The organism is Streptomyces sp. NPDC048664, assembly GCF_040650555.1.
Classification (GTDB): domain Bacteria; phylum Actinomycetota; class Actinomycetes; order Streptomycetales; family Streptomycetaceae; genus Streptomyces.
The window spans coordinates 160,582-175,680 of sequence record NZ_JBEZHK010000011.1 but is presented as its reverse complement, the minus strand read 5'-3'; the positions used below and the strand labels follow the sequence as shown (position 1 = coordinate 175,680).

Sequence of the window (15,099 nt, the reverse complement as noted above, 5' to 3'; positions counted from 1 at the left end):
GCGAAACCCCGCGACACCCCCGAGCTCCGAACCCCCCGCCGACAGGCGAACCCACCCCGCCCAGCAGACCGCAAGGTCACCGCGTCGTCCACACCCCCACACCCCCGCCCCCCGCGACGTACGCTGGACACCCCCGGCCGAACCACCTCGCGGCCGGGCGTTCGCGTTGCCCACCCGGGACAGGATGCCCCTTCATGAGCCTGCACGGTCTGCTCGACGCCGTCGTCAAGGACGCCGCCCTCGCGGAAGCGGTCACCGCCGCCTGTGACGGCAACCGGAGGCACGTCGACCTGGTCGGCCCTCCGGCGGTACGCCCCTTCGCCGTGGCCGCGCTGGCCCGGGACAGCGGCAGGCCGGTCCTCGCGGTGACCGCGACGGGACGTGAGGCCGAGGACCTCGCCGCCGCCCTGCGCTCCCTGCTGCCGCCCGACACGGTCGTGGAGTACCCCTCCTGGGAGACGCTCCCGCACGAGCGGCTCAGCCCGCGCAGCGACACCGTCGGCCGCCGCCTCGCCGTGCTCCGACGGCTCGCCCACCCCAGCCAGGACGACCCCGAGACCGGCCCCGTCTCGGTGGTCGTCGCCCCCGTGCGCTCCGTGCTCCAGCCGCAGGTCAAGGGGCTGGGCGAGCTGGAGCCGGTCGCCCTGCGCACCGGGCAGCGGGCCGACCTCGGCGAGATCGTGAACGCGCTCGCGGCGGCCGCCTACTCCCGGGTCGAGCTGGTCGAGAAGCGCGGGGAGTTCGCGGTGCGCGGCGGCATCCTGGACGTGTTCCCGCCCACCGAGGAGCACCCTCTGCGCGTCGAGTTCTGGGGCGACGACGTGGAGGAGATCCGCTACTTCAAGGTCGCCGACCAACGCTCCCTGGAGGTCGCCGAGCACGGCCTGTGGGCGCCGCCCTGCCGTGAGCTGCTGCTCACCGACGAGGTGCGCGAGCGCGCGCGTGTCCTCGCCGAGGAGCACCCCGAGCTGGGCGAGCTGCTCGGCAAGATCGCCGAGGGCATCGCGGTGGAGGGCATGGAGTCCCTGGCCCCGGTGCTGGTGGACGACATGGAGCTGCTGCTCGACGTGCTGCCCGCGGGTGCCATGGCCGTGGTCTGCGACCCGGAGCGGGTACGCACCCGGGCCGCGGACCTGGTGGCGACCAGCCAGGAGTTCCTGCACGCGTCCTGGGCGGCGACCGCAGGCGGCGGCGAGGCCCCGATCGACGTCGGCGCGGCCTCGCTGTGGTCGATCGCGGACGTGCGGGAGCGGGCGCGCGAGCTGGACATGCTGTGGTGGTCGGTGTCGCCGTTCGCCGCCGACGACGCGCTCGACTCCCTGGACGGGGACACCCTCAAGCTGGGCATGCGCGCCTCGGAGACCTATCGCGGCGACACGGCGAAGGCGCTCGCCGACACCAAGGGCTGGCTCGCCGACGGCTGGCGCGCGGTGTTCGTGACGGAGGGCCACGGCCCGGCGTCCCGCACGGTGGAGGTGCTGGGCGGTGAGGGCATCGCCGCCCGCCTGGACGCCGACCTCGAGGCGCTGTCCCCGTCGGTCGTGCACGTGGCGTGCGGCTCGATCGACTACGGCTTCCTCGACCCGGACCTCAAGCTCGCCGTGCTCACCGAGACCGACCTGTCCGGCCAGAAGGCCGCGGGACGCGACGGCGCGAGGATGCCGGCCCGCCGCCGCAAGACGATCGACCCGCTGACGCTGGAGGCGGGCGACTACATCGTGCACGAGCAGCACGGCGTGGGCCGCTACATCGAGATGGTGCAGCGCACGGTGCAGGGCGCGACCCGCGAGTACCTGGTGGTGGAGTACGCCCCGGCCAAGCGCGGCCAGCCCGGTGACCGGCTCTACATCCCCACCGACCAGCTGGAGCAGATCACCAAGTACGTCGGTGGCGAGGCCCCGACGATGCACCGCCTGGGCGGCGCGGACTGGACGAAGACGAAGGCGCGGGCGAAGAAGGCGGTCAAGGAGATCGCCGCGGACCTGATCAAGCTGTACAGCGCGCGGATGGCGGCGCCGGGGCACGCGTTCGGCTCGGACACGCCGTGGCAGCGGGAGCTGGAGGACGCGTTCCCGTACGCGGAGACGCCCGATCAGCTCACCACGATCGCCGAGGTCAAGGACGACATGGAGAAGACGGTTCCGATGGACCGGCTGATCTGCGGTGACGTGGGGTACGGAAAGACGGAGATCGCGGTCCGTGCCGCGTTCAAGGCGGTGCAGGACGGCAAGCAGGTCGCCGTGCTGGTGCCCACGACCCTGCTGGTGCAGCAGCACTTCGGCACGTTCAGCGACCGGTACGCGCAGTTCCCGGTGAACGTGCGGGCGCTGTCCCGCTTCCAGACGGACACGCAGGCCAAGGCGGTCCTGGAGGGCCTGCGGGAGGGCTCGGTGGACGTCGTCATCGGCACCCACCGCCTGTTCTCCTCCGAGACGAAGTTCAAGGACCTGGGCCTGGTCATCGTGGACGAGGAGCAGCGTTTCGGTGTCGAGCACAAGGAGCAGCTGAAGAAGCTGCGGGCCAACGTCGACGTGCTCACCATGTCGGCGACGCCGATCCCGCGCACGCTGGAGATGGCGGTGACGGGCATCCGGGAGATGTCCACCATCACGACCCCGCCGGAGGAGCGGCACCCGGTGCTGACCTTCGTCGGGCCCTACGAGGAGAAGCAGATCGGCGCCGCCGTCCGCCGTGAGCTGCTGCGCGAGGGCCAGGTCTTCTACATCCACAACCGGGTGGAGTCGATCGACCGGGCCGCCGCCCGGCTGCGGGAGATCGTCCCGGAGGCGCGGATCGCCACCGCGCACGGCCAGATGTCGGAGCAGGCGCTGGAGCAGGTGGTGGTGGACTTCTGGGAGAAGAAGTACGACGTGCTGGTGTCCACGACGATCGTGGAGTCGGGCATCGACATCTCGAACGCGAACACGCTGATCGTGGAGCGCGGCGACAACTTCGGCCTGTCCCAGCTGCACCAGTTGCGGGGCCGGGTCGGTCGCGGCCGGGAGCGCGGCTACGCCTACTTCCTGTATCCGCCGGAGAAGCCGCTCACGGAGACCGCCCACGAGCGGCTGGCGACCATCGCGCAGCACACGGAGATGGGCGCCGGCATGTACGTGGCGATGAAGGACCTGGAGATCCGCGGCGCGGGCAACCTGCTCGGCGGTGAGCAGTCGGGCCATATCGCGGGAGTGGGCTTCGACCTGTACGTCCGGATGGTGGGCGAGGCCGTCGCGGACTACCGCGCGTCCCTGGAGGGCGGGGTGGAGGAGGAGCCGCCGCTGGAGGTCAAGATCGAGCTGCCGGTCGACGCGCACGTCCCGCACGACTACGCGCCCGGCGAGCGGCTGCGCCTGCAGGCCTACCGCGCCATCGCCTCCGTCGCCACGGAGGAGGACATCACGTCCGTGCGGGAGGAGCTGGTCGACCGCTACGGCAAGCTGCCGGAGCCGGTGGAGAACCTGCTGCTGGTCGCGGGGCTCCGGATGTTCGCGCGGGCGTGCGGTGTCGGTGAGATCGTGCTCCAGGGCACCAACATCCGCTTCGCGCCGGTCGAGTTGCGGGAGTCGCAGGAGCTGCGGCTGAAGCGCCTGTACCCGGGGACGGTCCTCAAGCCGGCCGCCCACCAGATCCTGGTGCCCCGCCCCAAGACCGCGAAGGTGGGCGGGAAGCCGCTGGTCGGACGGGAGCTGCTGGCCTGGGTCGGGGAGTTCCTCACCTCGGTGCTGGGGTCGTAGACGCCGCCCGGGCGCGCCGTGGCGCGCCCGGGTCAGGGGCGCAGGGCGTCGATGCGTTTCCAGACGTGGACGGCCAGTTCGTAGGCGGTGAGTTCGTCGCAGAGGGCCCCGGTCGCGCGCAGCAGGTCCTCGGCCTGGTCGGCGCGGCCGAGTGCGGCCAGCGCGTCGGCCTGGACGAGGTTGGCGCGCACGAGGTCGGGTCCGGTCAGCGGTGCGGGGCCCGAGGTCAGCCGGGGGTGGAGTTCGGCGGCTTCGGCGGCGGCGCCGGTGGCCAGTTCGTAGCGGGCGCGCAGCGCGAGGAGCCGGGTGGTCTCGCCGGGGGCGTCGACCATGGGGCCGACCTGTTCGGCGGCCTGGAGCCAGGGCAGTGCCGCACCGGGGTCCTGGTCGTCCAGCAGGATCCCGGCGGCCGAGCGCATGAACCGCAGCCAGTCGCGGATCGGGGTGCCGGGCGCGGTGAGTTCGGTGCGGGCCAGGTCCAGGTGGCGGCGTGCGGCGGTGCCCATGGCCAGGCGGGAGTAGGCGGTGCCGGCGATCCAGTGGGCCCGGCCGCGCACGGGCGGGCGGTGGGCCTCGGCGAGCGACAGCATGTCCTTCAGGAGCAGTTCGACCGGGCCGAGGTCGTTGAGTTCGCAGAGCACCGAGATGAGGATGCCGAGCAGCCGTACGTGCTCGAAGGAGCCGGTGAGCTGGGCCGTGCCCATGTCGCCGAGGGCGGTGTAGGCGGAGGCGCGGGCGTCGGCGAGCCGGCCGGAGTCGCGCTGCGCGGTGGCCAGTTCGGTGAACAGGATGGCGCGCAGCTGCGGGTCGGTGCTCGCCCACTCCTGGTCGGCGAGGCGTTCCAGCAGGGTCAGCCGGTCGGGCTGGCGCCCCGCGGCCCGCAGCTCGCCCTGGAGCGCGAGTCCGAGGTCGAGTTGCAGGGCGGTGTCGCCCTGGTCGACGGCGGCGGCGTAGGCGGTCGCGAGCAGTTCGGCCGCACGGACGTGGTCTCCGAGCTCGGCGGCGCCGCGGGCGGCGGAGCGGGCGACGGCCAGGTCGAGGCCGCCGGGCCCGGCGGTCGCGGCGAGGCCCTCGCCGCCCTCACTCTGCCCGGTCAGCTCGGCCAGCGTCATCCGCAGCACCTCCGACAGATGGAGGACGAGGTCGAGCGTGGGGGAACGCTGACCCGACTCCAGCAGGGAGATGTAACTGGCGGTCACGATGTCGCCGGCGAGATCGCGTTGGGAGAAGCCCAGCTCCTTGCGCCGTCTGCGCACACGACGGCCGAACTCAGGTTGCTGGCTGCGTTCGGTTTTCATAGCTGTGACTATTGTAGACGGGAGGTCCCTGTCCTGGCCAGTAGCCATTCGGCCGCCCGGCGGCCCGCTTCGGCAGGAAAAGAATGTTGACGATAGTTATCGACTAAAGTTATTGTCTTCCCGTCCGCCGCGGGAAGGGTGCGCCGTGATCGAATCACTCCTCGGGAACGATCTGGTCATCAACGAGGACTCGTGCAACCTGAGCTGCACGTACTGCCTCACCGGCCAGAGCAACCTCAAGCAGTCGCACCACGCGCAGCTGATCTTCGGGCCGCCGACCCGGGACCGGTACGCCGGCGACACGCTCCTGGGGCGCCGCCTGCCGCTCATCGCCCAACGCATCGACGACACGTTCCGGGCGCCGATGCTCAAGGTCACCGGCGGGGAGATCTTCCTGGTCGCCGGGATCATGGACTACCTGCGCGAGCAGGCCGCCCTGCACGAGGTGCTGATCGTCCAGACCAACGGGGTGCTGGTCCGCGAGGAGCACCTGGAGGAGCTGCGCGGCTGGGGCAACGTCGTCCTCCAGGTGTCGCTGGACAGCCACCTGTACACCGGCAACTCCCACCGGGTGCAGAGCGAGTCCCTGCACGGCAAGGTGCTGCGCCGCATCGAGGGGATCCTCGACAGCGGACTGCCGGTGGAGATCTACGGCGTGCTGAACGACCGCAGCGCCCCCGAGGCGCTGGCCTTCGCCCGCTGGCTCGCCGACCGCGAACGCCCGCCGACCTTCTTCCCGTTCCCGGTGCGCGGCCCCGACTCGGAGCGGTTCGCGATGCGGCCGCAGCAGATCGTCCACATCGAGGAACTGGCCGAGCACCGCGACGAACTGGCTGCCGCCCTGCCGCCCCGCGCCTACTTCGACCGGCTGCTGTCCTTCCTGCGGGAGGGCGAGCGCACCTTCCGCTGCCATCTGCCGCGCCTGGTCATCTCGACCTTCAGCGACGGCATGGTGACCCCGTGCCCCAACATCTGGTTCTCCAACATGGGCAACCTGCTCCAGGACGACCACGCCGGGGTGCTGAAGGACGTCGGGGAGACCGGCCTGTACACCGCGCTGCTGGCCGAGAAGCCCCGACTCGACGCGTGCAAGGGCTGCTTCACCCCCTGGGACACGCTGTCGATGTACTTCGAGGACGAGATCACCCTCGACGAGCTGTGCCAGGCGCCCACCTACGCCCCGCCGGTGATCCGGGAGCTGATCGCCGAGCGCAAGCGCCTGTACCTGGAGGGGCGCGACGGAGTGGGCTGCGGTGGCTGACCCGCCGACCACCGCGGACGGACTCGACGCGCTCGGCGGTGTCGAGGAACTGCGCCGCGTCGAGCCCGCGACCACCGTCGCGCTCGCCGCCGAGAGCGGGGGGCCGTGGCTCGCGGCGTACCGGACGCTGATCGACGCCGGCGCCGTCGTCCTGCTGCTGGACCGCGACGCGCCGCACGCCGAGCACCGCAGACTGCTGACGGCGGCGGGCGGCGGACGCCTCGCGGCCGTGGAGGGCGACCGGGTCACGGTCACCGGCACCCCGGTCTCCTCCTCCCACCCGCCGGGCACCGTGCTGCTGCCCAGCTCGGGCACCACCGGCGCGCCCAAACTCGTCGCGCGCTCCCCCGAGTCCCTGCGCGCGGAGGGCCGCCGGCACGCGCGCCACGCCGGGCTCGGCGCCGACGACACCCTGCTGCTGCCGCTGCACCTGTGGCACGCCTACGCCCTCGGCTGGGCGCACGCGGCGTTCGAGGCCGAGTGCCGGATCGTCGCCCTCCCGCCGACCGCGCTCGGCCGCTGCGCGGAACAGATCGCCGCCGGGGCGAGCGTCCTCGCGCTCGTGCCGACCGTCGCCCGCCTGCTGGCGCAGCGCAGGGCCCACGCGGTGCCGGACAACGCGCTGCGCCTGGCCATGGCCGGCGCGGGGCCGGTCGACGAGGCGCTCCAGGAGCGGTTCACGGCCGCGTTCGGCATCGGCCTGGCACGCAACTACGGCTCCACCGAGACCGGTGCGCTGTTCAGCGGCGCCCCCACCAGCCCTCCCGGCTGCGTCGGATTCCCGCTGGACGGCGTGGAGTTCCGGGTGGCCGCCCCGGACGGGGCCGCGGTGCGGCCCGGGGCCCAGGGCGAACTGCTGGTGCGGGTGGACGGCTCCGCGTGGCACGCGACCGGGGACCTCGCCTCCTACGACCCCACCGCCGGACTGCGGCTGCTGGGCCGCAGGACGCGCGCCATCCGGCGCGGTGACCGGTGGATCGCGCCGGAGGAGATCGAGGCCGCGCTGTGCCTCCACCCCGACGTCGCCGACGCCCGCGTCCACTCCGTCCCGCACGGCACGTCCGTGGTGCTGCAGGCCGAGGTCGTCCATGTGCGCGGGCCGGGCGCCGACGCCCACGGCCTCAAGGAGCACGCGCGGGCGCTGCTGGGCCCCCAGAAGGTGCCCGACCGGGTCCGGTGCGTCAGCGAGGTGCCGCGCGGCCGGGTCGGCAAACCGGTTCCGCCGCGCGCGCTCACGCTGGCCGCTCCGGACGCCCTCGTCGCCGCCGCCACCGCCTACAAGCGCAGCGAACTGCTGTTCACCCTGGTGGAGCTCGGGATCGTCGACGCCCTGGGCGAGGGGGCGGCGACCGCGCCGCAACTGGCGGCGCGACTGGGCCTGGAGGAGGCGGCCGCCGCCGAACTGCTGCGCGCGGCCGAGGACGCCGGGCTGCTGCGCCCCGACGAAGCCGCGGGCTCCGGCCGCCCGGGTACCGCCGGTACCGGCAGGGAACTGATCGAGCTGGAAAGGGAGCTGTCGCGGTCGTGGGTGACCCGGGAGGCGCTGGCCGAGGCCGTCCGCACCGGGGCCGCGCGGCGCCCGTACGAGGCGGAAGGGCCCTCCGAGCGGCTGCGCGAGGTCTACGAGGCGGCCATGCACGGTCCGGCCGCGCACCACCGTGCGCGCAGCGGCCTGGCGCTGGCCCGCTTCGCGCCCGGCCACAGGCTCCTGGAGGTCTCCGGCGGTCCCGGCGTCTACCGCAAGGTCGCGGGCGACGGCGTCCACGTCGGACGCGGGCCGCTGCCCGACGGCGTCTTCGACCTGGTGGTGCTGGCCAACGCGGTCCACGGCCCGGCGGCGGACCTGCGCGCGGTCGCCGAACGGCTGTCCCCGGGCGGGCGGCTGCTGGTGGACGACGTGTTCCTGGACGTGCCCGACGGCATCCCGCCCGAGACCCGGCTGGACTGGCTCACCCACGGCGGCCTCGCGTGGCCGACCGAGGCGGCGGCGAGCGCCGGCCTCACCGCCGTCGGCCTGACCGTCGAACGCACCCTGCACCTCGGCCACCCCGCCTGCACCCTGCTGCTCGCGACCCGGGAGCGCTCGTGACGGGCCCGGTCCGTGCGTCGCGGAGGGCGCCGGGGCGCCGAGGTACGGTCCGGGCCGGTCGCCTCGGACATGAGGGTCCGGTCGGCGCGTGCGCGGCTGTTCGCGGTCCGGGAGCCGTCGTGACGGGCCCGGGGGCCGCTTGGATGTCCGGGGTGCCGTGCTCGGTGCGGGGCGCGTGTCGCGGTGGACGCCGGGGTGCCGGCCGGTCGGCGTGGACGCGGCTGTTCGTGGTCCGGGAGTCGTCGTGACGGGCCCGGTGGTGGCGGTGGTGACCGGGGCCAGTGGGTTGCTGGGGGCGGCGGTCTGTCGGGCTCTGGCCGAGGACGGGCTGCGTGTGCTGCCGCTGTGCCACCGGGGTGTGGAGCGGGCGGCCGAACTCGCCGGGCGGATCGGGGCGCTGGAACCCGTGCAGGCCGATCTGACCGATCCGGACGCCGCGATGGACCGGATCCGCGAGCGCGGCGTCGTGCCGGGCGTCCTGGTGTGCGCGCACGGCAGGACCCTGCGGCGCAGCGTCCTGGCCCCGGGCGGCGACGAGGGACTGTGGGACGTCAACGTCCACGCGGTGACCCGGCTCGCCGCGCTCGTCGGCAAGGGGATGCTGCGCCGCCGCGGCGGCCGGATCGTCCTGGTCGGCTCCAGAGCGGGCAGCGCGGGCATGCCGGGCCAGGCCGAGTACGCGGCCACCAAGGCCGCCCTGTCCGCCTGGGCCGCCTCCGCCGCCTGGGACTTCGGCCGCTTCGGCATCACCGTCAACGTCGTGGCACCCGGCGCAGTCCAGCCCGCCGAGGGCTCCGCGCTCTACTCCGACGACGAGAACCGCGCCGTCACCGAACGCATCGCGCTGCGCCGACTCGCCACACCCGAGGAGGTCGCCGACGCCGTGACCTTCCTGGCCGGGCCGCGCTCCGGCTACATCACCGGGCAGACGCTGCTGGTCGACGGGGGCGCCCGATGGTGACGCTCGCCATCGACATCGGCGGCTCCGGGGCGCGGGCGCTGGCGGCACAGGACGCCCGGGACGGCACCGGCACCGACGTACGGGAACTGCGCTGGGGCGCACCGCGGTCCGCCGACGAGCCCGGACAGGTGGCCGAGCTCGCGCGGTCCGTGCTCGGCGGCCGGGTCCCCGACGCCGTGGCCGTGGCCTTCCCCGGAACGCTCGACGCCGCCGGAGTCGTACGGCGCTGGCCGAACCGGCCCTGGTGGACCGGTGTCGCACTGGCCGGACGGCTGGACTTCGGCCCGCCGACGCTGGTCGACGACGACGCCTACCTGGCCGCGCTCGCCGAGGTCGAGGCCCGACCCGAGGCGCACCAGGACGGCCTGTTCTACCTGGGCCTCGGCACGGGCGTGGGCGGCGCGTGGGCGCCACCCGGCGCGGGGCCGGGCCACCCGGCGCCCGGCGCGGGGCGCGGACAGCCCGGCGGGGGTCTCGTCCGCTGCGAGCCCGGTCATCTGATCGTGAGACCGGACGGTCCGCGCTGCGTCTGCGGCCGGCGCGGCTGCCTCCAGGCCCATCTGCGCACCGCCGACGCCGCGTGGGCCCTCGCGCTCGCCGTCGCCGACCTGGCCGAGATCTGCGCGTTCGGCCGGCTGGTCGTGGGCGGTGGTCTGGCGGACCCGGCGCTGCTGCGGGACCTCGCCGACCACCTGCCGCTCCTGGCCCGGCCCGGCACCGACCTGCCCCGCCCCGAGCCGGCCGCGCACGGGGCGCGTTCCTCCCTGCGGGGCGCGCTGTTGGCCGCCCGCGCCCGCCCGCGCTCCCACCACCTGTGACGCATGCGACGAAAGGGCTCAGTGACGTGACACCCGACCCGACAGCCCTGCCCCCGGCCCCGGCACCGGCCGGTGCGATCGCCCCCGACGACCTGCCGCCCTGGCCCCAGCACGACCACACGGAGCGCGCGGCGCTGGACCGCGTCCTCGCGCAGGGGCAGTGGTGGCGTGCGGCCGGCACCGAGAACGAGGACTTCGAGCGGGAGTTCGCCGCCTACAACGGCGCGCCGTACGCGCTCGCCGTCACCAACGGCACCGCCGCGCTCGAACTGGCGCTCAGGCTGCACGGCATAGGGCGCGGCGACGAGGTCGTGGTGCCCGCGTTCACCTTCATCAGCACCTCGCTCGCCGTGCAGAACGTCGGCGCCACACCCGTCCCCGCGGACGTGGACCCCGCCACCTGGTGCCTGACCGCCGACGCCGTGCGCGCCGCGCTGACCCCGGCGACCCGCGCGATCATCCCCGTCCACATGGCGGGCCACCTGGTCGACATGGGCTCCCTCGCGGACCTGGCCGCCGAGCACGGCCTGGCGATCGTCCAGGACGCCGCGCACGCCCAGGGCGCGGTGTGGGACGGGACGCCGGTCGGCGCGTTCCCCACCGTGGCCTGCTACAGCTTCCAGAACGGCAAGCTGATGACCGCGGGCGAGGGCGGGGCGCTGACGCTGCCCGACGAGAAGACGTACGAGCAGGCGTATCTGATGCACACCTGCGGCAGGCCGCGCGGGGACCTCACCTACCAGCACATGACGGCCGGCTCCAACTACCGCGTCAGCGAGTTCACGGCGGCGATCCTGCGCGCGCAGCTCGCGCGCCTGGCCGAACACACCCGGATCCGGGAGCAGCGCGCCGCCCAACTCGACGAGCTGCTGGCCGACGTGCCCGGTGTGCGCGTCCAGGCCCGCGACCCGCGCCTGGAGGTCGACCCGCACTACATGTACCTGCTGGCCCTCGACCCCGCGGCGGGACGGGCGGCGCGCGACACGCTCGTCGAGGAGCTGACGGCGGCGGGCGTCCCGGCGTGCGTGAACTTCCCGCCCGTCTACCGCACCCGGTCCTTCCAGGCGGGCCCGGTCCCCTCGACCCCCGCGCCGGAGCTGGCGCGGCGGTGCGCGGTGTCGGAGGACCTGGGCGAGCACGGCCTGTGGATCCACCACCGGGTGCTGCTCGCCCGCCCGCACGTGGTCGAGCGCGTGGCCGAGGTGATCGCCGCGCTGGTCGCGCGGGTCGGCCCCGGCGCGGCGACCCGGTGACCGCTGCGCTGCGGGTGGGCCTGCTCGGCCACGGCTGGGTCAACCGGACCGTCTGGCTGCCGCGCGTCCGCTCCCATCCGCGCCTGGAACTGGCGGCCGTGCACGATCCGGAGGCCGCCGACGTCCCCTCGGCGGCGTCCTGGAGCGGATTCTGGGAGGCGCGCCCCGACGTCGTCGTGGTCGGCACGCCCAACCACACCCATGCCGCGCTGGCCTCGGCCGCCCTGGAGCGAGGGATCCCCGTGGTGGTGGAGAAGCCGCTGTGCCTGAGCCGCACGGAGTTCGACACGCTGGCCGAACAGGCGCGCGGGAGCGGGCTGCTGGTCAGCCGGGCCGCCGTGCGCCGCGAGGACGTGCGGCGGCTCGCCGACTCGACTCCGGCGGGGCCGCTGACCGTCAGGGCGAGCTGGCTGCGCGCGGACGGGGTGCCGCGCCCCGGCTCCTGGTTCACCGGGCGCGCGCGGGCGGGCGGGGGAGCGCTGCTCGACCTCGGCTGGCATCTGGCGGACGTGGCGCTCGGGCTGCTCGGCCGCCCCCGGCTCACCTCGGTGACGGCGCGCCTGCGCGTGCCGGAGGGTTCGGCGGACTCGGCGGGGGAGCGCGCCGAGCGGGGCGGCCCGTACGTTCCCGGGCGTGCCGCCTGGCGTGGGGACGGCGTCGGGCCCGGTGCGGTGGACGTCGAGGTGGACGGCACGCTGAGCGCCGCGTTCGAGGGCGGCGCGCGGCTGCTGCTACGGGCGGCCTGGGAGAGCGAGGCCGCCGTCGACACCACGCGCTTCGCCGTGACGGGCGGCGGTGAACACCGGGAGCTGACGGGCACGTTCGGTTTCAGCCCGAACCGGGTGGCCGTGCCCGCCCTGACCGCCTGGAACGCCCACTCCTACCGTCGGGTCGTCCTGCCGGACGCGGTCGGGCAGGAGTACGACGCGCAGCTGGAGGCGATCGTCGCCTTCGCGTCGGGCCGGCTCGACTGGGAGGCGGAACTGGCCGAGTCCGCCGCCGTGCTGGACCTGCTGGAGGCCGCCTACCGGGCCGCGGGACGCCCCCTGCTCCTGCCCGCGGGCACGGTCGTATGAGCGGGCTCGGCGCAGCGGGCCCGGGCGGCGGGCTGAGCGTCGTCGTCCCGTCGAAGGACAAGCCCCGCCCGCTGCGCGCGACCCTGGCGTGCCTGCTGGCCGACGCGGCGGACGGCGGGCCGGCCGCGGTGGAGATCGTCGTCGTGGACGACGGCGACACCCCCGTGACCGTCCCGGCGGGCGCGCCGGTCCGGGTCGTCGAGGGGCCCCACCGGGGCCGGGCCGCCGCGCGCAACACCGGTGCGCGCGCGGCCCTGGGCACGCGCCTGCTGTTCGTGGACGACGACATCCTCACCGGCCCCGGCTTCCTCGCCGCGCACGCCGCCCACGGCACCGGGCCCGGCTTCGTCCACGGCCCCCTGCTGGAGTTCCCCGGCGCCCGGCGCTGGTTGGAGAGCGAGAGCGCCGAGGCCGGCCCGGACGCGACGCGGGCCGTGCTGGGCGGGGGGCGGCGGCTGGTCCGCAACAACCTGGAGGCCGCCGTGCTGGCCGTGGCCGACGGCACGGCCCCCGACCATCTGGGCTGGTTGGCCTGCGTGGGCGCCAACGTGTCGATGGCGCGGGCGGTGTTCGAGCGGGTGGGCGGGTTCGACGAGGGCTTCGGCACCCGCTGGGGCTGCGAGGACCTGGAGTTGGGCGTACGGCTGCTGGCGGCGGGGCACCGGCCCACGGTGGACCGGGCCGCCGCCGGCGTCCACCTCACCCACGCCCGCCCCGACCGCTGGGAGCAGCACGACGCCAGCCACGCCCGGTTCGCCGCCCTGCACGACAGCGCCGGGGTGCGCGCCCTGCCGCTGCTGCTGACGGGGAGTCCGGCCGCCTACTTCGCCGCCGTCACGCCCTGAGCGGGGCTCGGGCGGTGCTCACGCCACACCGCCGGGGTGCGGGTGTGCCGGGCCAGGGTCCGGGTGAAGCCCAGCGGCCCGCCGAACATCCCGTTCACCTGGGACCGGTAGGCGAGGGAGCCGCGCAGCCAGGCGGAGAAGTCGGCCCGGTGCTCGGTGACCGCCAGCCGGGGCAGCGCCGCGCGCGGGGGGCCGTAGGGGAACTCGGCGTAGTAGGCGATCCGGGCCGCGCCGCCCGCCGCCGCGCGCTCGGCGGCCGACCGGGCGAGAGCGTGGTCCACATGGGTGCGTTCGGCCAGCGGGAGCAGCAGCAGGTCGGCGTCGCGCAGCCGCGGTGCCAGCGCGTCCGCGACCGCCTCGGCCGTCCCCGCGTCGTCGGGGTGCACGGCGCGCCGGCGGGCCAGCGGTCCGGGATACAGGCTCCCGCGGTGGACTGCCTCGGGGAAGCCGAGGCCGACCGCCGAGAGCGGCCAGGCGGCGAGCGCGGCGGCGTCCTCGGCGCGGCGTACGGCGGCCTGGGGTCCGTCGTCGAAGACGGTGACCACGACGAGCGTGTCCCCGCCCGTCGTCCAGGTGCCGAACATCCCCCCGCAGGACCACACGGCGTCGTCGGGGTGCGGGCTCACCACGACCCGGCGCATCAGCCGTCGATCCTGGCCCGCAGCGCGAGGGCCGCCAGCCGGTACCCGTCGGCGCCGAGGCCCGCGACGACGCCCGAGGCCAGCGGGGACAGCACCGACCGGTGCCGGAACTCCTCGCGGGCCCACACGTTCGACAGATGGACCTCGATCCACGGTGCGGGGAAGCTCTCCAGCGCGTCCCGCAGGCTCCAGCCGGCCATCATCAGCGCGCCCGGGTTGACGATGGCGCCCGCGCAGTCGGCGGCGGCGTGCACGGCGCGCACCAGCGCCCCCTCGCACTCGTCCTGCACCGCGCGCACGGTGTGCCCGGGGACCGCCTCGCGGACCATCTCCTCGATCTCGGCGAGCGTGGTGGTGCCGTAGATCTCGGGGCGGCGCCGGCCGAGCTGGGCCAGGTTGGGGCCGTTGAGCAGCAGCAGTTCAGACACCGCGGCCCCCGTGCGAGGACTCCCGCGGCGCGGGGGACAGACCGAACACGGTAAGCAGGTCCCAGGCGGTCTCGGCGTAGTGCCCGGGGCCCTCGGCACGCAGTGTCCCCGGATCGGTCTGACCCCAGCCCGCCGCGACCACGCCGACGCCCGCGGCCCGGCCGGAGCGCATGTCCAGCACGCTGTCGCCGACGAAGAACGCCCCTGCCGGGTCGGGGCCACCGGGCAGCGCGGCGAGCGCGGTCAGGACGATCTCCGGGTCGGGCTTGGGCCGCGCCACCTGGTCGCTGCCGATCACGGCGTCCAGATGGGGGGCGAGTCCGGTCGCGGTGAGCGCCTGCAGGGCGCGTTCGTGCGACTTCCCGGTGGCGACAGCCGTCGCCACCCCGGCCGAGGCGAGCGCCGCCAGCACGTCGAGGACCCCCGGGTGCGGGGCGACCAGGGTGATGTGGCGGGTGCTCTCGGCCGTGTAGACCGCCGCCAGCTCGGGGGCCAGGCCGAGTGCACCGAGGATCCGGGGCAGGGGCGCGCCCATGTGGTCCAGGAAGCGGTCGAACGGCGGATCCCCCGGTCGTCCGGCCGCCCGCCAGGTGGCGGCGAACGCGCGGCGCATGTTCTCGGTGGTGTCGAGCAGGACGCCGTCCAGGTCGAAGACGACAGCGGAGGGGAGGCTCATGACCTCGATGATCGGGAGA

The 15,099-nt window shown here is 74.9% G+C and carries 12 protein-coding genes; 8 read left to right on the top strand and 4 right to left on the bottom strand.

Going from position 1 to position 15,099, the window contains the following annotated elements; translation table 11 throughout:
* Positions 1-194 precede the first annotated feature (194 nt).
* The gene (gene mfd, locus AB0C59_RS15105; protein WP_363004461.1) at positions 195-3,734 is read left to right on the top strand and encodes a transcription-repair coupling factor; all 3,540 of its coding nucleotides are present in this window, start codon (positions 195-197) and stop codon (positions 3,732-3,734) included.
* 32 nt (positions 3,735-3,766) lie between these two features.
* Here mfd and AB0C59_RS15100 read toward each other — a convergent pair whose 3' ends face one another.
* The gene (locus tag AB0C59_RS15100; protein ID WP_363004459.1) at positions 3,767-5,032 is read right to left on the bottom strand and encodes a helix-turn-helix transcriptional regulator; all 1,266 of its coding nucleotides are present in this window, start codon (positions 5,030-5,032) and stop codon (positions 3,767-3,769) included.
* Positions 5,033-5,177: 145 nt separating this feature from the next.
* Here AB0C59_RS15100 and AB0C59_RS15095 point away from each other — a divergent pair, with 145 nt between their 5' ends.
* The 7 genes from AB0C59_RS15095 to AB0C59_RS15065 all read left to right on the top strand — a co-directional run bounded on the left by AB0C59_RS15095 (position 5,178) and on the right by AB0C59_RS15065 (position 13,335).
* Complete coding sequence (locus AB0C59_RS15095; RefSeq protein ID WP_363004457.1) at positions 5,178-6,293, top strand: radical SAM protein; 1,116 nt, start codon at positions 5,178-5,180, stop codon at positions 6,291-6,293.
* On the top strand, positions 6,286-8,382 hold the full coding sequence (locus AB0C59_RS15090) for a fatty acid--CoA ligase family protein (protein WP_363004455.1): 2,097 nt from the start codon (positions 6,286-6,288) through the stop codon (positions 8,380-8,382). Before AB0C59_RS15095 ends, AB0C59_RS15090 begins: the two co-directional genes overlap by 8 nt.
* Before the next feature lie 244 nt (positions 8,383-8,626).
* On the top strand, positions 8,627-9,343 hold the full coding sequence (locus AB0C59_RS15085; RefSeq protein ID WP_363004453.1) for an SDR family oxidoreductase: 717 nt from the start codon (positions 8,627-8,629) through the stop codon (positions 9,341-9,343).
* Positions 9,337-10,161 carry an ROK family protein gene (locus AB0C59_RS15080; RefSeq protein ID WP_363004451.1) on the top strand — a complete coding sequence of 275 codons (825 nt, stop codon included), beginning with the start codon at positions 9,337-9,339 and terminating at the stop codon, positions 10,159-10,161. Before AB0C59_RS15085 ends, AB0C59_RS15080 begins: the two co-directional genes overlap by 7 nt.
* 26 nt (positions 10,162-10,187) lie before the next feature.
* Entirely contained in the window at positions 10,188-11,414 is a 1,227-nt protein-coding gene (locus tag AB0C59_RS15075; RefSeq protein WP_363004449.1) for a DegT/DnrJ/EryC1/StrS family aminotransferase, read from the top strand.
* Entirely contained in the window at positions 11,411-12,490 is a 1,080-nt protein-coding gene (locus AB0C59_RS15070) for a Gfo/Idh/MocA family oxidoreductase (RefSeq protein ID WP_363004447.1), read from the top strand. The genes AB0C59_RS15075 and AB0C59_RS15070 overlap by 4 nt, the downstream gene beginning before the upstream one ends.
* Positions 12,487-13,335, top strand: a complete 849-nt coding sequence (locus AB0C59_RS15065; RefSeq protein ID WP_363004445.1) for a glycosyltransferase — start codon at positions 12,487-12,489, stop codon at positions 13,333-13,335. Before AB0C59_RS15070 ends, AB0C59_RS15065 begins: the two co-directional genes overlap by 4 nt.
* Here AB0C59_RS15065 and AB0C59_RS15060 read toward each other — a convergent pair.
* From AB0C59_RS15060 to AB0C59_RS15050, 3 genes are read right to left on the bottom strand one after another with little or no spacing between them, the layout of a single operon-like run.
* On the bottom strand, positions 13,311-13,976 hold the full coding sequence (locus tag AB0C59_RS15060) for a PIG-L family deacetylase (protein WP_363004443.1): 666 nt from the start codon (positions 13,974-13,976) through the stop codon (positions 13,311-13,313). The genes AB0C59_RS15065 and AB0C59_RS15060 overlap by 25 nt on opposite strands.
* A complete protein-coding gene (locus tag AB0C59_RS15055; protein WP_363004441.1) occupies positions 13,976-14,404 on the bottom strand; it encodes a type II 3-dehydroquinate dehydratase in 429 nt (142 codons plus the stop codon). The genes AB0C59_RS15060 and AB0C59_RS15055 overlap by 1 nt, the downstream gene beginning before the upstream one ends.
* Positions 14,397-15,080, bottom strand: coding sequence for an HAD family hydrolase (locus AB0C59_RS15050; RefSeq protein WP_363004439.1), 684 nt, complete (start codon positions 15,078-15,080; stop codon positions 14,397-14,399). The genes AB0C59_RS15055 and AB0C59_RS15050 overlap by 8 nt, the downstream gene beginning before the upstream one ends.
* Between the last annotated feature and the right edge of the window lie 19 nt (positions 15,081-15,099).